A 24,089-nucleotide genomic window follows, 5' to 3' on the forward strand; every position below is an offset into this window, starting at 1 on the left:
AAGGACGATCACCCCGGATCACCCGATCAACCGCGTCGACGAACTCATGCCGTGGGTCGTCACTGAGCAACTGGTTATGCCAGCGTAACTGCTGCGGCCGTCAAGACGGTACTGGCTACTCGCTTACAGATTTCGAACCGCTGTCTCGGCATCTGGCTTGGGCATGAAGGCCACGTAGTCCCACTTCATGGTCTTCAAAAAGCTCTCCGCCATGCCGTTGCTCTGTAGACTGCAGACCGGCGTGGTCAGAGGCTTCGAGCCGATGGCCGAGGCGAAGGTGCGGGTCTTTTCCGCCGCGTAGCCGAAGCCGTTGTCGCTGAGTCATTCTATTTCCGTCGGCGCCTGAAGCGCGTTTCCGAAACGACTCTCGATGGCTCCCAGCATCACGTCGCGCACGATGTCGCCACTGTGCACGCCGGTGGGAGCCGCCCCGCTCATGGCCTCCCGGTGACAGCAATTCAGGGCGAATGTTACGCGCAGCGGCTCGCCGTTGTCGCAGCAGAACTCAAAGACCTCAGAGCACCAGCGGCTGTTGCTATGGGCTACCGCTACCTCATCAAATTTTCCTGCGATCGTAAAACCAGATAGTTGGTCCAGCCCTTGACTTCTCTTGTTTCAGGCGGGCAGCGGCTGGCGATTAAAAGCATCGAATGTAGTGTGCTTCGCAGCGATAGCCCATGCGACTCGAGCTAGCTTGTTGGCCAAGGCGCAAGCCACCACGCTTGAGTGTCTCCGTGCCGACCGCGCACATTGCACGAGCAGCCGTCGGGTGTTCTTGTCTCTTCGCTTGCTAATCCCCAGCAGATTGGCTCTCCCGCCTGTGCTGTACTGACGTGGCACAAGGCCAATCGCTGCCCAGCCTAGCGTCTCAGCCCCATCGCTGCTCGGAGCCTCTACACAACACCTCGCGACATTGCCCACTGCCGGACTACATTGTCAGAGCAACTTCGCACGCCGCCGTTGCCAGCAACGCACGCGCTCCCAGGCTACCGCCGGTCGCTCGACGGGTCCGCTACCATGGAATCAAGACTCCGCGGTTGGAACGAATGCACTGCGCCCGATATACCGAGCCTCATACTTCGCGTCGCACCCTACCCGCTATTGTAAGTGGGGGACTGTGTCCGGTGTATCAGGGAGTCGCTCCATTCATGGAGCCGCCCCAAGTATTCCCTTATTGACTGCAGGGCCACCTCGAACGGGTGCTGTTCAAGTGGCAGGATTTTTCACTGCACCCTCTTCACCAGCAAATTTGCTTCCGCATCAATCACCGCAACGCCGACCGCAATCCCACAGCCAGAGGGTAGCACTGGTCGTCACCGGTACGGCACACACGCTGACACTCCCGACGTGCCAACGCTTAGCGAAGCTGGACAGAAGGACTACGCTATGACCAAACTGATTTGCCTGGGCCAAGCCCAAGGGAACCTCGCCAAAGCTGATCGCTAAGCTTCAGGCCGACCTGCAGAAGCGCGTGCAGAGCGCGGATTCGGACGTAGCGAATCGGGAGGCTTCCAATGCAGCTTGGATCGCCTCCCGAACGGCGCGTACATAGCTTCAATGAGTTCTCTCAGAAGCATGTTTTGAAAGATTGCCTCCCCAACTCGATCGTGCCGTTGCTTATGGGCAATTGCCAATCACATAGTATCCGGCGGCTGTCTCAGCCAGAGTGTTAATATAGAAAAGATTATTCAATCCCATGCTTTGGTTTGAGCCATTCGCGTAAGCAAACCCGCCGACATCGTGTGCCCGACCGGCTTGCACGTGCGCATAGTTTGTGCCGGTGGTCGCCGCACAAGTAAAACTGCTCTTTGTTGTTGCCGAGATAGCAGCAGATTGCTGGCTTTCCCCTGCTGTGCCGTCGATCGCCGTCACAGTGTAGCTGTACGTAGTACCCGCTATCAGGTCCGAATCGGTGTAGCTCGTCGACGTGCTTGAGCCCACCTTCGTGCCATTGCGGTAAAGGTTGTAGCTGTTGGCGTTTGTCACGGCATTCCACGACAGCGATATTGTGTTGAGGGTCGTCCCGGCGACCGCCAGCCCAGTCGGCGCCGAGCCCGCCTGTCCAGCCCCGCTCCCGGCACGCAGATTGTTCTTAACCCAGAAGTCCATCACGAAGACGGGGTAGTTGATATGCGTGGCATCGACATAGTTGGTATTGTTGCCGCCAGTTCCAGCGGGCCATGCGTGTGCCATGCCGGCGACCGATATTTCGTGGGTGCGCACTTTGCCATTGCTATCGATATAAGGGATGTTTGTGCCGCCCCCTGCTATCGATACCTTAGATCCCTGGGTGAAGCTGCCGCCGAAGAGCTGGCGGAAGGCCGAGACTGCTATCGGGCCATATGCCGGCGCCACCGTGTAGTCCGAGGCCCCCCATACGGCGCCAGCAATCTGGCTGGAGAACTTACCCACATTGGATCCGGCCCATTGCTTACACTTATTGCCTGCCGTCGTCGCGGTATAGCCACTAGGTACGAAGCCGATCTGGGCCGTCGTGGTTCCCGGCGTCGGACCGGCATTGATGCCAATGCCGGCAAAAATGTCCGGGGCGATGCAGCCCAGGACCATGCTCATGCCGCCTCCAGAGGATAGGCCTGCCACGTATACCTGGTTGGGATCGATCGCATACTGGGCATTGGTAACAAAGCGATTGACCAGATCCAGCAGTACGCCCACGTGTCCAGCGGTTCGGCTTGGCGAAGCATTCGCATAGTCCCAGCAATGCTTGAAGTACACGTTGCCGCTTGCGTTAGGCGCAAGAATGACAGCGCCGTATTGATCGCCAATCGATTTCCAATTGAACCCGCTCCCACTGGCATTATTGATCACGTCGCCGGAGGCAGTCTGCAAGCATCCGTGTAGCACTAGAACTAGAGCTCGCTTGCCATTGGGCGTGGAAGGCTGGCTCGCCGGCCAATAGAAATAGCCGGTCAGGTTTCCACCATTGACGGCATCCGATGCCCACGTCTGCTCGCTACTCCACGTTCCGGGACCAGCCGTCGCTGCATGCAGCGAAAACGCTCCCAGCATCGTCGCAAGCGTGACTAACCCGCTCGCGAAGTATCGCCAACGCTGTCTCAGCATAGTGTCTCCTTTTTCTGATTTCTTCGAGTCACGGCAATACCCTGACCCAAGGGGTCTGCAACAAGCCGGTTCGCACTTTAAGGACAACTGCTTAGTTTAGGACAGGCCGGCGCAGTCAAGAGAAGCCAGGCAGTCTTGGCCAAGGCCGCCAAGTTTTTTCGCGCCGTCTTTAACATGATACATGATTCATGTTTCATACTATGAAGCGCATCGAAACAAAGTCAACCACTCGTTTACACTTAGTTCATTGGTTCGCTAGCCCCGACCGACCATGGACACGAGCGTGAATCGCGCCCACCATTGAATCAGACGACATCCATGGCGGAGTAAGCAGGATAGGGTCGGCCTAGTTTGGCACGTTGACGGAATCGCCACTTACTGCGATCACGTCGCCTACTGCCGCTGTAGCAATGATGGGCGGCAAGTTCGATGAAAGAATTTGCGGGCCAAATATTGCCGTATTGCTTGCGCAGAGCTGATAGCGATTGGTAATCGTCGTGTAGTCATACAGATGCTTGCCCGATGCAGCGACCGCCGCTCGCCCCGACGGACGACAATGACATTGGCAGGATGAATGTTCACATTTGGTTCCCCCACGGCCAATCCATCGATCAGCTCGTTCGTGTCCTGCCCAGTTCCGGCGATCGCCGCCCCTCCCCGTTTGAGATGGCTGACGCGATCACGAGTACGTTTGCCGGTGTGAATGTCGCCTTGCGGTCCCATCGGCACTGACCGTGCCGAACTTGTCATTGAGGGCCCATAGCGCGAACTGGATCGCTTGGCAGCGTATTTTTTCGCCAACTCGCTTCCGGCTCTGCTATGAGTACGCGGGCTTGAATGCCAGGCGATGCGGAAAGTACCGGTGAAGGCAGAGAGAGTCTGCGAGCCGCCGGACTCGGCGGAGAAATGGGCTAGATTTCCTGCTGTTGCAACGGGAGTCCCGCATGCCGTCGACCAGGGGCCATAGTGTCCAAATCGAGATCATGTAGTGCGGCGCCCGTACCCTTGTCCGTCTAAGCGACTGCACAGTTGTGCTTGAGCCCCCCAACGCGCCAACCGTGAAGTCGCCGTAGATTCCACGGGCTTCGGACGAGGTGGCGGAAAATATAGACGGGTTCCCGACTTCCTTAGGCGTGACAAAGCGGCCGGATGGCTTTTCACCGAGCAGGCGCGCCCTGGCATCGTCTGGAGACAGACCTTCCCGTGGGGGGAGGTCGTGGATTTGCTTTTGCACCAGCGGGGTCAGCACGAAGCCCGGGCAAATGGCGTTGCAGGTCACACCGGTTTTCGCGGTTTCCAACGCGGTAACCTTGGTCAACCCCACTAGCCCGTGCTTGGCCGAAACGTACGCTGACTTGTCCGCCGATCCCATCAAGCCATGCACCGATGCAATATTGATGATCCGGCCCCAGTTGCGCGCACGCATGCCAGGCAGCGCATACTTGGTCGTATGAAAGCCCGAAGTGAGGTTGATGGCGATGATGTCATCCCACTTTGGGGCGTCAAAGCTTTCGATGGGCGATACGTACTGGATGCCAGCCTTGTTCACTAGGACATCCAGGGCGCCGAGGGAATCGCGAGCCATGGCAAACATGGCTTCGATCTCTTAAGGTTGACGCATATCGGCCGGTTGATGAATAACCTGGGCGCCAGTTGCTTGGATGGCGGTCATGGCGGCTTTGGTATCGCCAAAGCCATTGAGGACCATATTGGCGCCAGGCTCAGCCAGCACCTGTGCGATGCCGACCGATGCCGCGAGTAGAACTGGTCACGAAAGCGGTTGTTTCGTTCAGGGTTGCCATAGGAATCTGCTGTAAAAGGTCGGCACGGCTCGCGCGAAGCCCTTCGCGCGAGCTCCTTGGTTGACGTTCAGATCAGCCCGGTCACATAGAACACTAGGATGACAAAGAAGACGGCCAAAGTCTTGATTAGGGTAACGGCAAAGATGTCGCGATACGACTCGCGGTGCGTCAGGCCGGTCACAGCCAGCAGCGTGATCACAGCGCCGTTATGCGGCAACGTGTCCATGCCACCGCTTGCCATAGACACGACGCGATGCAGTACGTCCAAGGGAATATTGGCCACCTGTGCGCCTTGGATGAAGGTGTCGCCCATCGCCGCCAGCGCAATGCTCATGCCTCCTGAGGCGGAGCCCGTGATTCCCGCCAACGCGCTCACCGAAACGGCGACATTGACCAGTGGATTTGGAATGCCTTTGAGCGTGTCACCGACAACCATGAATCCCGGCAGCGCAGCTATCACGCCACCAAAGCCGTATTCGGAAGCCGTATTCATTGCTGCCAGCAGCGCGCCACCGACGGCAGTCTTGGTACCCTCAGCGAAGCGCTCGCGCACTGCGGCGAAAGCGGTCAGCAGCACGAGGCCATGCCCAGCAGTAGAGCACCTTCAACAGCCCAGATGGCGGTCACGGATGCGGTCGGAATGGTGACCGGCTTGGCCAGCCCCGGCAATGTGAGGCTGCTCTGCGTGCCGTACCACAGCGGGATCATCCGAGTCAGCGCAAAATTGGACACACCAACCAGTACAAGCAGTGCAATTGCCAGCAGAGGATGGGGCAGGAGCGCCGTACGCACCGGTTCCGGTTCGTTCAGAAGCGAGGTGCCATAGCCTTCACCACGCTTCAGAGCATCGCGCCGCCTCCATTCAAGGTAAGCCAGCCCAACGACGAGGATGAACAGCGGCACCGGCGCCTGATCGGTATGTCGAGGTCGCCGAGTATCCGGACGGGCGCATCGAGCTGTGGGCCGAGGGCGCGTCCCTGCCCTACACCACCTATGACAGGCTCGGCGAGATCGACCAGGGCGCGATCGTCGAGCACAAGCGGCTGGGGCACGTGCTGGCCATCACGGCGCAGGTGCAGGCGCAGCGCGACAGGTCGCCAGCAGGCCGGGCCGTCGCGCACGCTGCAGGGCGAACAGGCTCGGCCCCATCGCGCGCCGCTGAACGTCAAACGGCAGCGTCTGATCAACCGGCTCGATCTGGAGCGCGCGCTGGCGGCAGCACCGCTGCAGCGGAACGCGGACATTTTAACTTTGCCCACCGTGACGCCATCGCCCCACCCGGGGCCAGACTCTCTCGCCTCAGGCCAGCGCCACCGCCCTATCGAAAAAGTCAGAGAAGGACATGAAACCGCACAAAAAGCACGCTTGGACTGACATTTCTATTTGGCCAGCCCTACGACATCTAAAAACCGCCACAACAGATATAGAGAGGATCGCGCCGTACGTCGCCTTGTGGATTCTGACGAACTAAGCTAGACTAAGTTTTGCCTGCGGAGAACGCCATGCAGATGGTGAACATTCATGAAGCCAAAACGCACCTTTCGCGGCTCATCGAAGAGGTGGCAGCCGGCGACGAGGTCATTATTGCGAAGGCGGGCAAGCCGGTGGTCCGGATCGTGCCGTTCTCCAAGCCCAAGCCCCCACGGCGCCTCGGCGGGCTGCAGGGCAAGATCCGCACGGCGGATGACTTCGACTCGCCGCTCCCCGATGACTTGATGGCCGCCTTCGAGGGACGGTAATGCGCATCCTGCTCGATACCCATGTGTTCCTCTGGGCGGTGACCAATGACCCGAAGTTGAGCCAGACCGCGCGGCAACGGATCCTGGATGCCGAGGAGGTCTTCATCAGTGCGGCCAGCATCTGGGAGATCTCCATTGAGGCAGGCCTCGACAAGATCGAGGTCGACGTCGACGAACTCATCGCTGAAATTACCGCCGCAGGCTTTCGCGAGCTTCCAGTGACGAACACACATGCAGCCGCAGTGCGTCATCTGCCAAACCACCATCGCGATCCCTTCGATAGGCTGCTGGTCGCTCAGGCACTCACCGAACCATTGCGACTGCTCTCGGCAGACGAACACGTCTGGAAGTATTCCGACCTCGTCATTCGTGTTTAGGGTCCACAGAAGCATTGGCAGTGGCGGCATAGCAGCCAAGGGCGGCCCGATTTGACCACTCCCCCAGCTCCGCCGATTCTTGAGAACACGGCGCCTACTCATGGAACTGCTCCCGCTCCCACCTTCGGACGGCCCGGCCGCCCCGCTCCCCACCGCGCTTCCCAACCCGCTGGAGCGCCTGCGCCTGTCTCCGGCACTGTCCGGCGCTGCCGGCAGCAACCGCGCCCCGGACCGCGCCACCCGGATTGCCGCGGGCGACGATCTCGCCGCCGTCACCGCCTGGCTCGCGCGCTATGCCGACAGCGTGGCGACGCTGACCGCCTACCGGCGCGAGGTCGAGCGCTTGATCCTGTGGTCGGTGCTGCAACTGGGAAAGCCGCTGTCGTCGCTGACGCACGAGGACCTGCTCGCGTACGAGCGCTTCCTCGCCGACCCGCAACCGGCCGCGCGCTGGGTGCTGGCCGGCAGCAAAAAACTCGCGCGCAGCCATCCGGACTGGCGCCCGTTTGCCGGACCGCTGGCACCCCGCAGTGTGCGCCAGGCGCTGGTCACCCTGAACGCGTTGTTCGCCTGGCTGACCGAGGCCGGCTACCTAGCCGGCAACCCGCTGGCGCTGGCGCGCCGGCGGCGCGCGCCGAGCCGGCCGCGTATCACGCGCTACCTCAGTCACGAACTGTGGGACGTGGCCAAGAAGACTATCGAGGCGATGCCGGGGACGACCGACACCGCGACGGAGCGCGAGCGGCTACATGCGGCGCGCTGCCGCTGGCTGCTGACCGTGCTTTATCTCGGGGGCTTGCGCGCGTCTGAAGTCACCGGCACGACCATGGGGGCGTTCTTCTGCCGGCGCGATGCGCAGGGCGTCGAGCGCTGGTGGCTGGAAGTGACCGGCAAGGGCAACAAGACCCGGCTAGTGCCGGCCACCGACGAGCTGATTGCCGAACTGGCGCGCTACCGCCGCGCCCACGGACTGGCGCCGACGCCGCAGCCAGGGGAAACCCGCCCCTTGCTGCTGCCGGTCATCGGTCAGGAGAACCGCGAACGGGGCCTATCACGCGGCGCGCTGCACCTGATCCTGAAGGAAGTGTTCGGCCTGGCGGCCGCGCGCCTGCGCGCGCGCGGCCCCGACTGGGCGGCGCAGGCCGATGTCCTGGCCAGTGCCTCGGCTCACTGGCTGCGCCACACTGCCGGCTCCCACATGACCGACCGGCAGGTGGATCTGCGGTACGTGCGCGACAACTTTGGACATTCGTCCATCTCTACCACCAGCGGCTACCTGCACAGTGAGGAGGATGCGCGGCACGAAGCCACGCAGGAGCGGCACCGCATCGGTTGGGGCACTCATAAGAAGGACTAGCCCGCACGACCCACATCATCGCTTTTCTCAAAGGCAGCCGACGCGCACCGCCCTGATGACTGTCGCCACGGTAAATCGATCGTCGCATTGTCAGCGCCCGTTTTAGCAATTGGGTGGGGGCTACATTTCGCAGATGCCATCTGCGAAATGTCCGAGCCCGCTGTAGCCGGCGTGCTTCTTCGGGCGATTTCGCGCGCCTTGTGATGCTCAAGGCCAACACGGCGCAAAGTTGGGTTTCAGTATAAAATCTGCATGTAGCTTTTTTATACTGAAACCCATGGATCCGTGGATCGAGTTGGATGAAGATGCGCTGCGCCAGTATATCGACGCAAAGGCGGTGTTCGGAGCGTGGGAATCAGCGCGCGCCAAGGCTGCAGAGGTTCGCGGCGGCATGCTTTGGCGAACCATGAAGGGCCGCGAGTACCTGATTCGAACCAGCGTCGACAACAAACAGAAAAGCCTCGGGGTGCGTTCGGAAACGACTGAAGACATGTACGCGCGGTTCAACGCACGCAAGGAAGCCGCCGAGGCCCGGCTCAAGACGCTCGCGGACGAGCTCGACCGGCACCGGCGGCTGAACCGCGCGATCCGCGTCGGCCGGGCCCCAGACATCCTCGTGGCCATCCTACACGTGATGACTCGGCTCAATATCGCCGAGCATTTCATCGTGATTGGGACACATGCCCTCTATGCGTATGAAGCCGCAGCCGGGGTCCGCCTACAAGAACGCGCCCTCGCAACTCGCGACGTTGATCTCCTTTGGGATACGCGCAAACGCCTTCAGTTTGCTTCCCAAATGAAGAACCTGGACCTCTCGATGCTGGATGTCCTACGCAAGGTAGATAGCACGTTCGAGATTCGGGATGATCAACTCTTTACGGCAGTGAATGCAAAGGGCTTCGAGGTGGACATCCTGCGCCGCGAGGCCGCCGATCTTGACCCTCATCCGCTCCAACTGACCGACGACGAAGACGACCTCTGGGCAGTGCAGGCGCGACGCGCAAATGTCCTGTTGGGGTCGCTTCCATTCTCTGCGCCCATCGTTTCCGTGACCGGAAGAATGGCGCGGATGACGACGATCAGTCCAGCCGCGTTCGTCGACTTCAAGCGCTGGATGGCATCGACCGCAGAGCGCGATCCGCTCAAGGTATCTCGCGACAGGCTGCAGGCATCGATCGTGGAAGAGCTCGCCAACCGATTCCGGCTGGGTGTTTAGCAACCGCGCGTTACCTGCCGCATGCAGTTGTCTACTCTTCAACCCGGGCTTTCCACTCCCTGGCTGCATTTCTGTCCATCTTGGCCGCATGAGCCGCTGCCTGTTCGAGCAACGCCGCATGCGCCCTCGGCACGACGAGCATCGTCAAACCCAGTCCGTCCATCACGCGCAGCGCGTGCTCCAGATTGACGCCCTTGCCGTTCTCCAGCTTGGATAGCATGCCGACGGACACCCCGCAATGATTGGCAGCCTGGTCAATGGGCATACCTTCCCCTGCCCGCGTTGCCCGTATCCAGTCGCCAAGCTGGTCAATGCTGCGGATGGTCGCGCGTGATGGTGGCGTTGGATCAGGAAGCGGCCGCGGCATAGATTAGGGAAGTAATTTCACGAAGGTGAAATTATACCATCGACATTCAAGCCCAAATGCAGGCCTTCCTCGCTGGTAGCTGACATTACTGTTGTGGTTAGCTGCTGGCGATTAATTGCATTTCTGATTTCCTAATGCTTCGTGCGGGCAACTGAGATTGACACACGACGCGATCGCGGCCTGCCCTTTTCACACCACAATCTTGACCGCACGCATACGCCGCCGGTTGCTCAAGCGAAAGCGGAAGCGCTCGCTTCGACCAGATATGCGTTCCCTACAGCGTTCGACCTCAACAACAAAGTGTCGCTTAAACAACAATCAAGAAATAGCGGGATTTTTAAACTCCGCGGCCCACAGAACGGATGGGGTATAAGTGTCTCGCAGAGCACTATCAGGTAGCGCCGGTACAGGAGATGGTGCCGTGCCGCGACCGTTCATCCTGCCGATCTCCGCTGTCATCGCGGAGACACCGCAGAACATCGCACGCTACGACCATATCCTTGAATGCTTCTCGAAGCCATTAATGCGCATGGCAACCTTTGCGAATTTGCGCCCTCCCGCACCCGGATGGCATTCAATCGAACTTTGACTTCGCGGGATATGACGCTCACTACCGGCATGGCGTTACCCGACTTGACTGTGCAGATCAAATATATGGCCGACATCATTGACAAAACCATCCGGGTTCGCGGGACTGGTGGAAAGGGAGATCCGGCCGGGCATCGACGTGAAGGACGATGCCAGCCTGCTGGACTACATCAAGGCCAGGGGACAGACGAGTTGGCACCCGGCAGGTACTTGCAAGATGGGAGTGGACGACATGGCGGTGGTTGACCCCGAACTGTGCGTCCGGGGTACCGTCGGCCTGCGCGTAGCCGATTCCTCGATCATTTCCCCAATCCGCGTCGAAAGGAAGGCATGCCTGCGTGGCCGACCAGCGCCCCTCCTGTTTCCCCTACTTGCCTGCGACCGGCTGAACGGACACGGCAACGGCCTCGGTAAAGACTGCCTCGACCCGGTCTCCCTTCTGGATGCCGTTTAGGCGTGTCGGATCGCCTACCAGCAGAACCATGGTGCGTCCCTTTGGCCCCTTCAGGGTGACGGTTCTGGCGTCGGTGTCGAAGGCAACGACGTCAGCCGTGACGGTCACTTCCCGGCCGACTGAACCTCCCGGCTTTGCACCCGGCGCAGCGCGCTCCGAGATCTCGCGCTCATGCATAGCAAGCGGTCCGTTTCCCTTCTTGAGGCTCATGGTCAGCGCTTCCCTGTACTCGATCGTGACAGTGTCGCCGACCTTTAACTGTTCGAAGTTCCTGGCCTCCGGTCCCACCACGAGATCTGTTATCTTGCCGTCGCCGGATTTCAAAGAGACAGTTCGTCTCGGCGCATCGATCTTGGCGATCGTGGCGGTGAGCTTCGCGGTTCCAGTCGCAGTCGCCCGCTCAGGCGACTGCGTGACGTCCACGCGGGTTTTGGGTTGCGCCCATGCAGCCGTGATTGCCACCAGCATCGCCGCCGTGGCCAGTAGTGTCTTGCCTTTCATGCCATCCTCCGTTTGCTAGCTTTGCAGTAGGCAACCAGCCAACGCTTCCAGTCGCGCCTCAACTGAAGCGCTGTCTAATCACAAGATCATTGAGCTTGTCGTGGATATGGCCTTTCAGCTTTTTTTGGCTGACGTCGTCGAGCGTGTCGAAAACTTAGCCTGACGGCTGGCCTCGTGTCGTTACCTTCCATGCGCTCGAGGCTGTTGTATTCTGGTAAGCTGTACTTCACGTCGAGGTTTCCAACCAAGAGAATAGAGGCTCCCCAGCGGAGCGTGCAAGGGAGATATACACAGTGTGAACGGCATGCCGGACACATCGTGCGATCAAGCTGCTGGTTTTCACTGCCGCCTCAGCCAGTCACGGTGCAGAAAGATGGAGTATGGTCGGCAGCAACCAAGTCAGTCATTAATCGAGCGCGAGAGCCTGCATGCAGCAGGCTGCCGCTAACTGTGCTCTACTTGGGTGCTTGCGCGCGGCCGAAGTGACTGGCACAGCGATGGGGGGCGTCCTTCTACCGGCGCGACGTGCAGGGCGTCGAGGGCTGTTGGCTGGAAGTGACCCTTTCTATCGACATCAGCGCAGTCCCAGCGGGATCTCGACGAATGGCCCACCATCGCGCAGCGTGACAAAGGGCCCCGCCTGAGCGCGCCGCGACTAATACCGACGTGATAACGAGCGCCGCAGAAGTGCGTCGGGCAGCGTGCGCTCCCGCAGTTGCGCGGGGCGTTAGCTGCTCGTCTACCGGCAATATTGTGAGATTCGCGAGACGTGGACCCAATAGCGCAGAACTAGTCCAGCGAGTACTTAGCCGCCCGGACAATCGATGCTGCATCAACGCCGAAATACTCGCGAAGGGCCCCGCGCGTATCACTTCGGCCAAAGCCATCGGTTCCCAAAGTCAGGTACCGGCGACCCGTCGGCACATATTCCCGGACGCTCTCCGGCACCGCGCGGACATAGTCTGTTGCTGCGATAATCGGGCCCGCGCTCTGCTCCAGTTGCAGTTGGAGGAACGGAATTTCATTGCTCGCCTCACCTAGGAGTTCACGGTTGCGATGCAAAGCGCCATCACGGGCCAGTTCACTCCAGCTTGTCACGCTGTAGACCGAGACATCGATGCCTTCGCTAGCCAGTTGCTGTGCCGCCTTAATGACTTCGGTCAAGATGGCTCCGGAGCCCATCAAGGTGACCTGCCGGGCCGAAGCTGTCGAAGACGCTATATCCCGGCGCTGCCAATCGTCGAACTTGTAGCATCCCCGCAAGATCGCAGCCTCGACGTCGGCGGACAAGTTGGGCTGCGCATAGCTTTCATTCATCAGCGTGACGTAGTAGAAGACGTCTTGCTGCTCCAGCATCATTTCCCGAATGCCGGCGTCAACGATCACGGCCATCTCTGCCGCAAAGGCGGGGTCATAGGCCTTGCAATTGGGAATGGTTGCAGCAACCAAATGGCTGGTTCCGTCCTGGTGTTGCAAACCTTCTCCTCCCAACGTGGTGCGCCCCGAGGTAGCGCCAAGCAGGAATCCGCGAGCTCGCTGGTCTGCAGCTGCCCAGATGGCGTCTCCAATACGCTGGAAGCCGAACATGGAGTAGTAAATATAGAACGGCAACATAGCGAGGCCGTGAACACTATAACTCGTTGCTGCCGCCGTCCAGCTGGCAATCGCGCCAGCCTCACTAATCCCCTCCTCCAAGATTTGGCCGTTGAACGCCTCTCGGTACGCCAATACCGAACCGATATCTTCCGGGTCGTACCGTTGGCCGACACTGCTGTAGATGGCCACCTGCTTGAAGAGGTTGGCCATCCCAAAGGTGCGTGCCTCATCAGCAACGATTGGCACGATGCGGGGACCCAATTCCTTGTCCTTCAGCAACTGCCCGAGCAAGCGCACGAAGGCCATCGTCGTGCTCATCTCTTTGCCGTTGGCCTCAACCGCGAATCGCGCATAGGAAGCCAGCGCAGGTTTTGCAACCACACCACACTGTATATTGCGCTTGGGCAAAGCGCCGCCCAACCCCTCCCGTCGCGACCGCATGTATCGCATCTCATCGCTCTCCGCCTCGGGTCTCAGGAAGGTCAGAGAGGTCGCCTGATCGTCTGTCAGCGGCAGATTGAACCGATTCCTGAACTCAATCAGCTGGGAATCATCGAGCTTCTTCTGCGAATGCGTGGTCATACGGCCCTGGCCTGCCGCACCCATGCCATACCCCTTCTTCGTATGAGCCAGGATGACTGTAGGACGACCATCTCGTTCGGCCGCTTTGGCATAGGCGGCGTAGATCTTGACCAAATCGTGGCCGCCTCGCTTCAAGCGGTCAATCTGCTCGTCGGTCATACCCTGCGCCAACAAAGCAAGCTGCGGATTTTGCCCAAAGAAATGCTCACGGTTGAAACGCCCATCCTTCGCCGCGAAGGTTTGCATCTGACCGTCAACGGTGTCGCCCAAGGCCTGCGTCAAGGCACCGTTGGCGTCGCGAGCAAAGAGGCCATCCCAGTCGCTACCCCACAGCAACTTGATAACGCTCCAACCAGCACCGGAAAACAGCCGCTCGAGTTCGTCGATGATTCGGCCATTGCCCCGCACGGGGCCATCCAGGCGCTGCAAGTTGCAGTTGACGACCCACACGAGGTTATCCAGTTTCTCGCGTGCCGCCAACGTCAGCGCACTCATGGACTCCGGCTCATCCATCTCGCCATCGCCGAATACGCCCCACACCGTTCGGTTTTCACACTGCAGCAGGCCGCGATGTGCCAGATAGCGCATAAAACGTGCATGGTAGATAGAGCTGATGGGTCCGATGCCCATCGAGCCGGTGGGAAACTGCCAGAAATCCGGCATCAACCACGGATGCGGATAGCTGGACAAGCCCCGTGCGCCGTTGCGAGGACCAACGATTTCCTGTCGATAATGGGCCAGGTCGGCTTCGGACAACCTGCCTTCAAGGAAAGCACGCGCATAGACACCAGGCGCACTATGCGCCTGAAAGAACACCAGATCGTCAGCGCGGAAAAAGTGATTGAAGCCGGTCTCAAACAGATCCGCGGCGCTCGCGTAACTCGCGATGTGTCCACCCAGTTCGCCATATGCCTGATTGGCTCGAACGACCATTGCTAGTGCATTCCAGCGGATCATAGAGCCCAGTCGCTCCTCAATGGCCAAGTCGCCCGGGAACTTCGGCTGCGCGTCGACGCTGATCGTGTTCACATATGGCGTCGTTAGATTGGGCTGCCATCCGACACTTTGGTCCCGTGCCAGGCGAGCAAGCTCATCAAGGATGTACTTTCCGCGTTCAGGGCCGTATGCCTGAATCAATCCGATGAACGCTTCACGCCATTCGGTGGTTTCGACGGGATCGAGGTCGACTTGCTGTGCAGCGATCGCGTCCTGGAGCAGGGGTGTAGTTGGCGTATTCATAGGCAAAATTCTAGGCTGGAAATCCAAGCATGTCGTACCGTATTCGACTGCAAGTCGTTATCTTCCCAGCACAATCTGCTGCAATGCAGCTTCCTGCCAGAACGAAACAAACAGCCTGGACACTATCGTCGGATTGTGGGCGGGTCAGAAGAACACGGGCTAGCGAATTTCAGATCAAGACCGCGCGCTCAGCGTTTGCCCTCCTCTACCAAGCCTCATGTCCTCTGACGTCTTTTACGCTGCATGACACTTGCTAGCGAGAGGGTTACGGATAGATGGATTCACTGGCCAGCCTCATATCGTCGGCATGGCGCGCTGAGACGCTGGGCTTTCACAGTCGAATTCAGCGACCAATGCTGCAAGGATCCGCCTAGAATCAACTGGACTTAGCATTGCCTTTTCTTAAATCTAAAGACACACTCGCGATGAACCGTCCCTCTCCTGATTTTCACTCCCGCACTTCTTCGCCGTCTCGCATGATGAGTGGTGCGGAAATGATTGTAGAAGCGTTGTTGGCGGAGGGCGTACAAAGCGTTTGGGGTTATCCCGGCGGCGCCGTTCTACCGATCTACGACGCTATTGCACAGCAAGCAAGTCTTCAGCATCTGCTCGTGCGTCATGAGCAAGCCGCGGTACATGCCGCGGACGGCTACGCTCGTGCAACCGGAGAAGTTGGCGTCGCTCTCGTGACATCTGGCCCCGGTGTTACCAACGCTGTGACAGGTATCGCAACGGCTTACTTTGATTCGATACCGCTGGTGATCCTGTCAGGGAATGTGCCAACCTGGATGATTGGCGAGGACGCCTTTCAAGAGTGCGATGCGGTCGGCATTACACGTCCCATTGTGAAGCACAATTTCCTCGTGACAGACGTGGCGAGCCTGCCTCAAGCTTTGAAAAAGGCTTTCCACCTCGCGCGTACTGGCCGGCCCGGCCCGGTGCTGGTTGACATTCCGAAGGATATAGCCCTCAACACCGGGCCATTTCAGTACCCTGAGCGAGCTGACATTCGTTCATATCGACCTACTGTCGAGGGACACGAAGGACAAATCCGCCAGGCCGTTCGCTTGCTGAAGCGTGCTGCGCGGCCCTATCTCTATATCGGTGGCGGTGTCGTGTCTGCACAAGCGAGCCCCGAGGTGAGAAAACTGGCAGCCTTGATCGACGCGCCGGTCACCACCACGCTTATGGCGCTTGGCGCCTTCCCGGGAAAGGACATCCGGAATCTTGGCATGCTCGGCATGCATGGCACTTATGAGGCGAACCGAGGGATGCAGGAGTGTGATGTACTCCTTGCCGTCGGCGCTCGATTTGATGACCGCGTTATCGGCAACGTTGCAGACCTCTGCTCTTCCCCAAGGCAAATCATCCACATTGACATTGACCCGACAAGCATTGGTAAGAGGGTCAAACCGACAGTGCCAATCGTTGGAGATGCCCTGCGCATCTTGCAGCGCCTCATTGAGTCCTGGAGGGACAGCGAGGAGCCGTACAGCAGCAAAACGGCTTGGTGGGAGCGCATTTCTGAATGGCGAACTAAGAACTGTCTGGCCTATACGCGGGAAGGCAAAACCATAAAACCCCAATACGTGATCGAAACACTCTGCCGAATCGCACCGGAGAACGCCATTGTTTGCTCGGATGTCGGCCAGCATCAAATGTGGGCAGCACAACACTATCACTTCGGACAACCACGTCAATGGCTCAATTCCGAGGGGCTCGGCACCATGGGGGTAGACCTCTTCCACGTGGTTACGTTCAAGCACAGCCTCCAACGTTGATCGAGCGGCATAATGATGATGCGCTTTGGTGCCCTGCCACAGGTCGTCGGTTTTCTAATTGACATCGCGATGACAAATACATTAATGAAGTCCCGCGATGAACCTAACGCTGCTGCAACGGTAGGGGCAGGGCGGTCTTATAACGAACCTGCTTGAGCGCGAAGCTAGAGCGAATTTTTTCGATTCCTGGAATCGGCGTAAGTTGTTCCAGGATGAATCTCTCCAACGCAGCCATGTCGGCCACTGCTACCCGAATCAAATAATCGCTATCGCCGGTCATTAAATAGCACTCCATCACTTCGTCATGTTCGGCGATGCGGCGTTCGAACTCTGTCAAGGAGTCCTTACTTTGGTCTTTCAAGCTAATTGAGATAAAGACATTCAGCCCTAGGCCTAGAGCGGCAGCACTGACAAGTGCGACATAGCGCCGTATGACGCCGGCACTCGCGAGGGCTTTGACCCGAGCGAGACACGGCGACGGAGAAAGATGAACGCGGCGCGCTAGTTCAACGTTCGTTAGAGCGCTGTTCTGCTGGAGTTCATCGAGAATTCGCAGATCTGTTGTGTCGAGATTCATTGATGCCTACACAATATTTTGGCCTCGCATTGTCCAGTCCCAGTCAATCTCCACGCCGGCGTAAGCTGATATCGAACGCCGACAATTGCGACGATGTCAACATCGATTCGCTTGGACAGACTCAACGCGTAAAACTACCAGGCACGCTCGGGGTGCAACCGGTGGATACGTCCGACGAGATTTCCAGCCTAGCAAAATGCCACCATGGCTGGCAATGTGGATCTTGTAATGGCGGTTTCGCCGACTGATGGTGGGGCCGGTTCGTGTTCCACAACCTGCACATATTGATGCTTGACGGGGAGTTGGAAGGAAGACTGACTTGCCTCAGCGCTGGCGCCGTAGATCAATCGGTGAAGCGCCACATCAGACCGGCAGAGCGTTTAACTTCGGCAGGAGAACAGGATGAGAGCCTTCGATAAGCTATTGTTCACACGACATCGTACGGGCCCCATCGAGAACCGCTGCTTGAATGCCGCAGATTTTGCTCCCGGTCTAAAACAGCAACTCACTGTGAAAGCACAACAACTCGGCCCTTCATCCCGACAAGCTACCGGCGAACGCTTCCGCCCCGGATGCCTGTAAGTCTGCGGGGCCGGTGACAACCTTGACATCGGCACTACCTACGGCATGACAATGTAAGGTCGACACGCTGATCCTATGAGGAAAACTGCGCCTAGACTGTTCGAATCATCCCGCGCTGCACCGGCCGAACGGTGAGTGATGCCCGCTCTCTACTTTTTAGCGTTGATTCTCTCTGCAGGGAAACTTACCGAACAAGCAAGCCTATCGAACGGTGATTCCACCACGCCAAACACATCGAAGCCAGGCTCGTTAGCCTCTATGTGATAGAGCCGCCGTAGCATTGGGTAGCCGTTTGGGATTGCGAAGACCTGCTGAGCTCCCTGGGATACTGGGGCGGCGTCGATAATTAACGACATATTCGTTAGCTCAATGTTATGAGCGCGTAGAACATCAACAATGAAACGCTCGCCGAACTCCTCCACCATTTGGTCAGGAACATCCGCGGAAATATACGCGGAATCATACATTATCGGAGTCCCATCAGCGAATATGACTTTACGTACGCACAGCAAGCTCCGTTGCGGTGGCTTCAATAGAGCCAGCGCGGGGTCTGTAATTTTCTCCTTACTGATTGAAAGCAACTCCAACGTCGGGGTGAAACCTAATCGTCGTGCGTCGTCCATGGACGACATCCAATCGCCCAAAGCGCGAATAAAGCGACGTTGCTCTTTAACGAATATGCCTTTCCCAGGAACGGACATAAGCATTCCTGCCGACTGCAAATCGCGCACGGCACGCTTCACGGTGATGGGACTGACGTCGAATTCGTCGCTGAGCTGGGAAGTCGAGGGGATTGCTTCCCCCCTAAGATATACCCCCGCAGCAATACGCTTCGAAATCTCTGCACGCAATCCTTCATGCAGAGATAAGCCATTTCGGGTGAGAGCATGTTTGGTCATTGCCAAGCTCCCCCGCGGTGTTGCGATGGAGTTTCCATTGGTCCTCGTTGTTGGGAGACGTCGATACTTCGTATACCTAGTATAACGCAGTGTAGGTCGCAATGTTTCGGCCCTGCTCCTGCAAGAGCGGCAGTTAGACCACAATACAGTCTGCTGGCATTCGGCTCCGGCCCCTCCCTAAGGGCTGCGACCATGCGTCGCTTCCGCATACATTTTACCAACTGACGCCGAGATGAAGTTTTACGCTGCCAATTGATGAATGAAATTGGAAATGATAATTATTTATTTGGACGTTGAAAACCCCGATAGTTGCCTAATGAACAATTTGTTCAAGGAAACGACGAGTACGTTCGGCTTGGGGGGAATTAAAGAATTTTTGCGGCGCGGCCTCTTCGACAATTTCACCACTGTCCATAAAAATGACTCTATCTGCCACTTTTCGCGCGAATGCCATCTCATGGGTCACACAAAGCATGGTCATGCCCTCTCGAGCAAGAGTAGTCATTACGTCCAAAACTTCGTTAACCATCTCTGGATCAAGCGCAGATGTAGGCTCGTCAAACAGCATAATCTTCGGCGCCATGCAAAGCGCTCGCGCAATTGCGACGCGTTGCTGCTGCCCTCCCGAAAGCTGCATCGGATATTTATGAGCCTGCTCTGGAATACGCACCTTTTCAAGGTTTCGCATTGCGGTCTTCTGCGCCTCATCTTTGCCCATCTTTCTCGCACGAATTAACGCCAGCGTACAGTTCTGCAAGACTGTAAGGTGGGGAAACAAATTGAACTGCTGGAAGACCATTCCGATGTCGCGTCGAAGATAAGAAAGGTTCTTCATTCCCGCTCGGATCTCTTCACCGTAGACAAAAATCTGCCCTTCTTCGTGAACCTCGAGTTGGTTGATGCAACGAATAAGGGTCGACTTGCCCGAACCCGAAGGGCCGCAAATGACGATTCGCTCACCATTCGACACTGACAAATTGACATCCTTCAGAACCTTAAAATCACCGTACCACTTCGAGAGATGTCGTATTTCCACAGACGGCTTCCCTGTCACGAATTCCGGCTCGACCTTAATTGCTCGCATAGTTGCACTCATTCACGTCTCCAATCTATTAGTTAACGCCGACTCGGAAGCAGTAACCGTCTTTCGAGTCGCTGAACAAACATCGCAACAGTAAGCGCCAAAATAAGGAACAGACTTCCAGCGACCATCATAGGTTCAGCGTAGCGATAGCTGTCCGCGGCCACGTCAAAGGCACTTCCCAGCATCTCCGGAACCGCTAATACAGCAAGGTACGGCGTAGACTTCAGTATGGAAACAAAGTAGCTTCCCATTGGGGCAGCGATATTGCGCAGCATCTGAGGGGCGATAACGAAAGCTACGGTATCGAACTTGCTCAGGCGTAGTGACTGGGCTGCCTCATACTGTCCGCGTGGAATGGCATCTATACCAGCCTTAAACACTTCCGCCAGATAACCCGAGTAATACAGACTCAGACCGAATACCCCAACGAACATTGCCGGCAGAACAATATTGTAGTAGGGCAGAACAAAGAACAGAAAATACAATTGAACAAGTACCGGAGTAGATCTGATGAAGTCGATAACGAATCGCATCATATAACGCATCGGCTTACTCGAACGCCTCAATATTTCCCAGCCAAATCCTAAAAGAGCCGCTCCGATAGAGCTTAGAATAGTTACGAGGATCGTGTTACCAAGTCCATGCAGCACTTCGGGAATTATGCGAAGCGCATATGTGATGTCAAAGTTCATAGATGGCCTGCCTGCTCTTTCCGAATGCAATTTCAATACGTCGCCCCATGATTGTTACGGGGTAGCAAACAATGAAGTAGGCTAATAGGAGTCCGGAGTAGATTGCAACGGGATTGTACTGGACCTGTGCAATCTCCTTGGCCCGAAAGGTCATGTCAGTTAAGGTAATCAGCGAGACGAGCGCGGTTCCCTTGATTAACTGTATCGCCTGGTTAATAAACGTCGGGATCATCCGGGTGATCGCTTGCGGTAGTTCGATGAACCGCAGCACGTCAAACCGCGTGAGTCCGATTGCAAGTCCGGCCTCCAACTGACCGTGGTCCAGCGCCTGCAATGCAGCTCGAACGGACTGACTTCCATACCCCCCCGTATTCAGCCCTAGAACCATAGCCCCTACTGTAATCGCTGAGAGGTTGATACCAACGGCTGGAAATGAGTAATAAAACGCATATAACAAAACGATCACGGGGGAACTACGCCAAAACTCTATGAGTCCCGTAATGAATATTCTGACCGAGCCTTTTGCAAAGTGCTGCAGTATTCCAAATACTAGCGAAAACGGGACTGCATAGAGCAATGCAAGGGCCGAGACTATAGCTGTAATTTTAAAGCCGCCGAATATTCCGGCCAGAACTTGATAGAAACTCACAGTTGATTCCTTCAGCAGTAAACACCCGGCACAGGCTCCGCGCCGTTACGCGTTCAGGCACCGTTTCAGCCGATGTAAAGCCATACTTCGACATAATCTTTGCGATTGCACCGTCCGCTTTCCGCTTTTTCAGACAGTCGTTAGTTTTGAAGCCCCAAGAAGCCTGATCGTGAATACCAACCGTAATGCGCCCTTCCTTTAGCAGCACCCTGCCCTTAATTGACTCACCATGTGCCACATCTGACGCTAGCACTGTCAAGTCGCCAATCGCCGTGCGCATAAGCGCCCTTGAGAGGGAAACCATATGGACTCCAAAATATTAGCGTGAGAGCCCGAAGCGGCTTGAAAACAACGCCAGGCCATCAACGCCCCGCCTGCACAGCAATCATACTAGGTATATCAAGTAGTCAAAATAAGGGTAAACGCGGCCGGTTGGACTGAAAGCCGTCCTGTATCTGCATGACCACATCGGACTGGCATGTTTCCATTCAGACAGAACTTTTTGAACACCGGCTCTAGTGTGATATACTAGGTATATCGACACCATGAAGCGAATCGCCGCCGACACATATATGATGAAAACGCCATTTTCACTTACGCTACGACTCACACTGCGATTGAGCTTACCGAATGCGGGACGATCTCAGCCGATCTTCCTTCAGCAATTAAGCCCTCAACGTCATGAACACTCACGAGGAAAGCGAGGGAGATGGCAGCGGTTGCGCCCGCGCTATTCGGCGAGGGGCATGATCTGGTTTTCCGGCTCGAAGACGCATAACGGCACCCTCATCCTTGCCAATCACGCTGCACTAGCGCGCTGGATATCGACGATGATCACCGCGCAGGCGCATCGATCGTGCCGGAGCGTGCTTGCAGCCTGCGCCGACGCGGTACCGGCAATCACTTCGGGGGACATGCTTACATCGCGCACAGCTGGATATGACGTAGGTCGAATAGCCACCGCACGGAAAAAACGTGTTCGCCTGGCCGCTTGACGCATTAGGAATGGCTACAGAGGCAACCGGCCGAAATCAATTACTTGAGTGGGCCATGTGCCCCGGCCGTTGCCCGCTCCAATCCCCTGGGCACGAATCCCCGCAACAACCGGACGCAGACATATGACACAGATATCTCGTGAGGATTTTGAGGCACAAATCCGACGGGCCGGCCTTGTACTATCGCTGTCCAAGATAGAGGAACTATACGAAGTTTGGGGGCTGGTGGAACCCATGCTCGATAGCCTGCGCAATCCTGAACGAGATCGCTCAGCGGAAGCGTCTCACATCTTTCGTGCTGGTTTTTATCTGAAGCCTTTCACTGAAAAGGAATTTTTTTAATGAACACTCCCACGATCGCGGAGGCCGCAACGCTTATTGCCGCGCGTCAATTATCTCCCGTGGAACTGGCAGAGCACTGTTTGTCACGCATTGATGCGATGGACGGAACCTTGCACAGCTTTCTTGGAGTTACTCCCGAACGTGCACTTCAAGACGCCAAGGCTGCTGAACATCGAATGATGACGGGAACACTGCTTGGCAAGTTGGACGGCATCCCGATAGCCCACAAGGATAACTATTGCACGAGCGGAATTCGTACCACGGCGCATTCGAAGCTTCTAAGGGATTGGGTTCCGAACGTTGACGCCCACATAGTATCGCGTCTAGCCCAAGCCGGTGCCCTATCGTTGGGCAAACTTGCTACACATGAATTTGCGCTTGGCGGTCCATCGTTCGACTTGGAACTACCGCCTGCCTGCAATCCGTGGAAGCTGGCCCATTTCTCTTCCGGATCGTCCAGCGGGACGGCAGTGGCCGTAGCCGCGGGACTTATTCTAGGCGGCACGGCAACAGATACCAGCGGGTCCATCCGCTCGCCTGCAGCGTTATGCGGAGTTACAGGGATTAAGCCCACCTATGGCCTCTGCAGTTGCACCGGCATTCTGCCGTTGGCTTTCTCTCTTGATCACCCGGGACCCATCGCGCGAACTTCTGAAGATTGCGCATTGCTACTCCAGGCGATGGCAGGCTTTGATCCGACAGACCCAGCAAGCGTTAACCGCGTGGTTCCAAATTTCACCAAGAGATTGGGACGCGAAATAGAAGGAATCCGAATCGGCGTGGCGAAAGATTGGCATGAAGTCGAGAACAGGGTCAGCCCGGCCGTCCAAAACAGCATCGAAGACGCACTTGACGTCTGGCGCGCTCAGGGAGCCGAGATTGTAGAAGTCAAAATGCCATCGTTGTTTGACTACCAAGCGGCGGCCCAGGTCATAATTCTCTGCGAGGCCTTCGCTGTCCACGAAACGTGGGTGCGCACACGTGGTGACGAGTACGGGGAAATGCTGCGGGACCGCCTGGTGCTCGGTGGGCTCATGACGGGCGCCGACTACATCCAGGCGATCCGCCGCCGCCACGAGTTGTGCATTGCGACGGCGCAAGCCGCTGCCGATGTAGACGTTTTGATTACGGCAGGCGCGCCGGAAGAGGCACCGAGAATTGACGGCACGCAGAAATGGGGAGGATTTTCGAGTCCTGGTTTCTATGACCCATTCAACATCACCGGGTGGCCGGCGATCAGTCTTTGCTCGGGTTATGGGGAAGGAGATCTCCCTGTTTCTGTACAAATCGCCGCCAAACCGTTTCAAGAGCCCCTACTTTTCCAAGTAGCAGACGCATTTGAACAGGCGACAGATTTTCGCACCCAGCGACCATCATTAGCATCTATACCGGAGGAGACGCGGGCTGCCGCACCGCTCTAATCGCGAAGGTGCAGACGGTGTTGGAGCCGGATCCATTTAGAGTCGCTAACAAAACTGCTCAACGAATCGTGAGCAGATGACCGCGCAGGCGAGCGTTAGCAGAGCGAGATGGATATCGAGACGCCGTTCGAAACGAATGCGCAGCTTGCCAAAGGCAGCAAGCCA

15 protein-coding genes and 8 pseudogenes are annotated in these 24,089 nt (G+C 57.3%); 8 read left to right on the forward strand and 15 right to left on the reverse strand.

Annotated elements, in window-relative coordinates; translation table 11 throughout:
- Positions 1–126 precede the first annotated feature (126 nt).
- The 6 genes and pseudogenes from VSR71_RS34065 to VSR71_RS34085 all read right to left on the reverse strand — a co-directional run.
- Positions 127–555 (reverse strand): annotated as a pseudogene (locus VSR71_RS34065) (DDE-type integrase/transposase/recombinase); the annotation flags it as partial.
- 60 nt (positions 556–615) lie between these two features.
- Positions 616–927, reverse strand: a pseudogene (locus VSR71_RS34070) (transposase); the annotation flags it as partial.
- A 690-nt stretch (positions 928–1,617) separates the two neighbouring features.
- The gene (locus VSR71_RS34075) at positions 1,618–3,030 is read right to left on the reverse strand and encodes an extracellular catalytic domain type 1 short-chain-length polyhydroxyalkanoate depolymerase (RefSeq protein WP_231942373.1); all 1,413 of its coding nucleotides are present in this window, start codon (positions 3,028–3,030) and stop codon (positions 1,618–1,620) included.
- Between the two features lie 447 nt (positions 3,031–3,477).
- Positions 3,478–3,957 (reverse strand): annotated as a pseudogene (locus tag VSR71_RS35460) (3-hydroxybutyrate oligomer hydrolase family protein); the annotation flags it as partial.
- A gap of 202 nt (positions 3,958–4,159) precedes the next feature.
- Positions 4,160–4,886: pseudogene (locus VSR71_RS34080) on the reverse strand (3-hydroxybutyrate dehydrogenase); the annotation flags it as partial.
- 67 nt (positions 4,887–4,953) lie between these two features.
- A pseudogene (locus VSR71_RS34085) lies at positions 4,954–5,783 on the reverse strand (GntP family permease); the annotation flags it as partial.
- A gap of 605 nt (positions 5,784–6,388) precedes the next feature.
- Between VSR71_RS34085 and VSR71_RS34090 the strand changes: the two are divergent.
- The 4 genes from VSR71_RS34090 (at position 6,389) to VSR71_RS34105 (ending at position 9,575) form a co-directional block, all read left to right on the forward strand.
- The gene (locus tag VSR71_RS34090) at positions 6,389–6,625 is read left to right on the forward strand and encodes a type II toxin-antitoxin system Phd/YefM family antitoxin (protein ID WP_115684012.1); all 237 of its coding nucleotides are present in this window, start codon (positions 6,389–6,391) and stop codon (positions 6,623–6,625) included.
- Positions 6,625–7,002 (forward strand): type II toxin-antitoxin system VapC family toxin, encoded by a 378-nt coding sequence (locus VSR71_RS34095; RefSeq protein ID WP_115684011.1) that lies wholly within the window; start codon positions 6,625–6,627, stop codon positions 7,000–7,002. The genes VSR71_RS34090 and VSR71_RS34095 overlap by 1 nt, the downstream gene beginning before the upstream one ends.
- 100 nt (positions 7,003–7,102) lie before the next feature.
- A complete protein-coding gene (locus tag VSR71_RS34100) occupies positions 7,103–8,359 on the forward strand; it encodes a tyrosine-type recombinase/integrase (protein WP_115684010.1) in 1,257 nt (418 codons plus the stop codon).
- A gap of 277 nt (positions 8,360–8,636) precedes the next feature.
- The gene (locus VSR71_RS34105; RefSeq protein ID WP_115684009.1) at positions 8,637–9,575 is read left to right on the forward strand and encodes a GSU2403 family nucleotidyltransferase fold protein; all 939 of its coding nucleotides are present in this window, start codon (positions 8,637–8,639) and stop codon (positions 9,573–9,575) included.
- 31 nt (positions 9,576–9,606) lie between these two features.
- Here VSR71_RS34105 and VSR71_RS34110 read toward each other — a convergent pair whose 3' ends face one another.
- The gene (locus VSR71_RS34110; RefSeq protein WP_115684008.1) at positions 9,607–9,942 is read right to left on the reverse strand and encodes a helix-turn-helix domain-containing protein; all 336 of its coding nucleotides are present in this window, start codon (positions 9,940–9,942) and stop codon (positions 9,607–9,609) included.
- 694 nt (positions 9,943–10,636) lie between these two features.
- Between VSR71_RS34110 and VSR71_RS35465 the strand changes: the two are divergent.
- A pseudogene (locus VSR71_RS35465) lies at positions 10,637–10,834 on the forward strand (GMC oxidoreductase); the annotation flags it as partial.
- Positions 10,835–10,897: 63 nt separating this feature from the next.
- Here VSR71_RS35465 and VSR71_RS34120 read toward each other — a convergent pair.
- On the reverse strand, positions 10,898–11,485 hold the full coding sequence (locus VSR71_RS34120; RefSeq protein ID WP_115684006.1) for a hypothetical protein: 588 nt from the start codon (positions 11,483–11,485) through the stop codon (positions 10,898–10,900).
- A gap of 789 nt (positions 11,486–12,274) precedes the next feature.
- Complete coding sequence (gene mdeB / locus VSR71_RS34125) at positions 12,275–14,902, reverse strand: alpha-ketoglutarate dehydrogenase (protein ID WP_116330165.1); 2,628 nt, start codon at positions 14,900–14,902, stop codon at positions 12,275–12,277.
- Positions 14,903–15,327: 425 nt separating this feature from the next.
- On the opposite strand from mdeB, the pseudogene ilvB reads away from it, so the two are divergent.
- Positions 15,328–16,665 (forward strand): annotated as a pseudogene (ilvB, locus tag VSR71_RS34130) (biosynthetic-type acetolactate synthase large subunit); the annotation flags it as partial.
- A gap of 121 nt (positions 16,666–16,786) precedes the next feature.
- Here ilvB and VSR71_RS34135 read toward each other — a convergent pair.
- The 5 genes from VSR71_RS34135 to VSR71_RS34155 form a co-directional block, all read right to left on the reverse strand.
- The gene (locus VSR71_RS34135) at positions 16,787–17,260 is read right to left on the reverse strand and encodes an Lrp/AsnC family transcriptional regulator (RefSeq protein ID WP_115684004.1); all 474 of its coding nucleotides are present in this window, start codon (positions 17,258–17,260) and stop codon (positions 16,787–16,789) included.
- A gap of 731 nt (positions 17,261–17,991) precedes the next feature.
- Positions 17,992–18,741, reverse strand: coding sequence for a GntR family transcriptional regulator (locus tag VSR71_RS34140; protein WP_115684003.1), 750 nt, complete (start codon positions 18,739–18,741; stop codon positions 17,992–17,994).
- A gap of 313 nt (positions 18,742–19,054) precedes the next feature.
- On the reverse strand, positions 19,055–19,837 hold the full coding sequence (locus VSR71_RS34145) for an amino acid ABC transporter ATP-binding protein (protein WP_172583730.1): 783 nt from the start codon (positions 19,835–19,837) through the stop codon (positions 19,055–19,057).
- 20 nt (positions 19,838–19,857) lie between these two features.
- Positions 19,858–20,517, reverse strand: coding sequence for an ectoine/hydroxyectoine ABC transporter permease subunit EhuD (gene ehuD / locus VSR71_RS34150; protein WP_115684002.1), 660 nt, complete (start codon positions 20,515–20,517; stop codon positions 19,858–19,860).
- Positions 20,507–21,166, reverse strand: coding sequence for an amino acid ABC transporter permease (locus VSR71_RS34155; RefSeq protein WP_115684001.1), 660 nt, complete (start codon positions 21,164–21,166; stop codon positions 20,507–20,509). The genes ehuD and VSR71_RS34155 overlap by 11 nt, the downstream gene beginning before the upstream one ends.
- Before the next feature lie 746 nt (positions 21,167–21,912).
- Here VSR71_RS34155 and VSR71_RS34160 point away from each other — a divergent pair.
- Entirely contained in the window at positions 21,913–22,161 is a 249-nt protein-coding gene (locus VSR71_RS34160) for a hypothetical protein (RefSeq protein ID WP_147298474.1), read from the forward strand.
- 341 nt (positions 22,162–22,502) lie between these two features.
- Entirely contained in the window at positions 22,503–23,924 is a 1,422-nt protein-coding gene (locus VSR71_RS34165; protein WP_115684000.1) for an amidase, read from the forward strand.
- Positions 23,925–23,969: 45 nt separating this feature from the next.
- Here the strand turns inward: VSR71_RS34165 and VSR71_RS34170 are convergent.
- Positions 23,970–24,089, reverse strand: a pseudogene (locus tag VSR71_RS34170) (IS5/IS1182 family transposase); the annotation flags it as partial.

The sequence above is a fragment of the Cupriavidus oxalaticus genome (assembly GCF_038900635.1).
GTDB lineage: Bacteria > Pseudomonadota > Gammaproteobacteria > Burkholderiales > Burkholderiaceae > Cupriavidus > Cupriavidus oxalaticus_B.

Coding starts and splice junctions, on each gene's coding strand:
- VSR71_RS34090 (WP_115684012.1), top strand. CDS start 6,389: ATGCAGATGGTGAACATTCATGAAGCCAAAACGCACCTTTCGCGGCTC.
- mdeB (WP_116330165.1), bottom strand. CDS start 14,902: ATGAATACGCCAACTACACCCCTGCTCCAGGACGCGATCGCTGCACAG.
- VSR71_RS34105 (WP_115684009.1), top strand. CDS start 8,637: ATGGATCCGTGGATCGAGTTGGATGAAGATGCGCTGCGCCAGTATATC.
- ehuD (WP_115684002.1), bottom strand. CDS start 20,517: ATGAACTTTGACATCACATATGCGCTTCGCATAATTCCCGAAGTGCTG.
- VSR71_RS34095 (WP_115684011.1), top strand. CDS start 6,625: ATGCGCATCCTGCTCGATACCCATGTGTTCCTCTGGGCGGTGACCAAT.
- VSR71_RS34110 (WP_115684008.1), bottom strand. CDS start 9,942: ATGCCGCGGCCGCTTCCTGATCCAACGCCACCATCACGCGCGACCATC.
- VSR71_RS34140 (WP_115684003.1), bottom strand. CDS start 18,741: ATGACCAAACATGCTCTCACCCGAAATGGCTTATCTCTGCATGAAGGA.
- VSR71_RS34100 (WP_115684010.1), top strand. CDS start 7,103: ATGGAACTGCTCCCGCTCCCACCTTCGGACGGCCCGGCCGCCCCGCTC.
- VSR71_RS34145 (WP_172583730.1), bottom strand. CDS start 19,837: ATGAGTGCAACTATGCGAGCAATTAAGGTCGAGCCGGAATTCGTGACA.
- VSR71_RS34120 (WP_115684006.1), bottom strand. CDS start 11,485: ATGAAAGGCAAGACACTACTGGCCACGGCGGCGATGCTGGTGGCAATC.
- VSR71_RS34160 (WP_147298474.1), top strand. CDS start 21,913: ATGATCTGGTTTTCCGGCTCGAAGACGCATAACGGCACCCTCATCCTT.
- VSR71_RS34165 (WP_115684000.1), top strand. CDS start 22,503: ATGAACACTCCCACGATCGCGGAGGCCGCAACGCTTATTGCCGCGCGT.
- VSR71_RS34075 (WP_231942373.1), bottom strand. CDS start 3,030: ATGCTGGGAGCGTTTTCGCTGCATGCAGCGACGGCTGGTCCCGGAACG.
- VSR71_RS34135 (WP_115684004.1), bottom strand. CDS start 17,260: ATGAATCTCGACACAACAGATCTGCGAATTCTCGATGAACTCCAGCAG.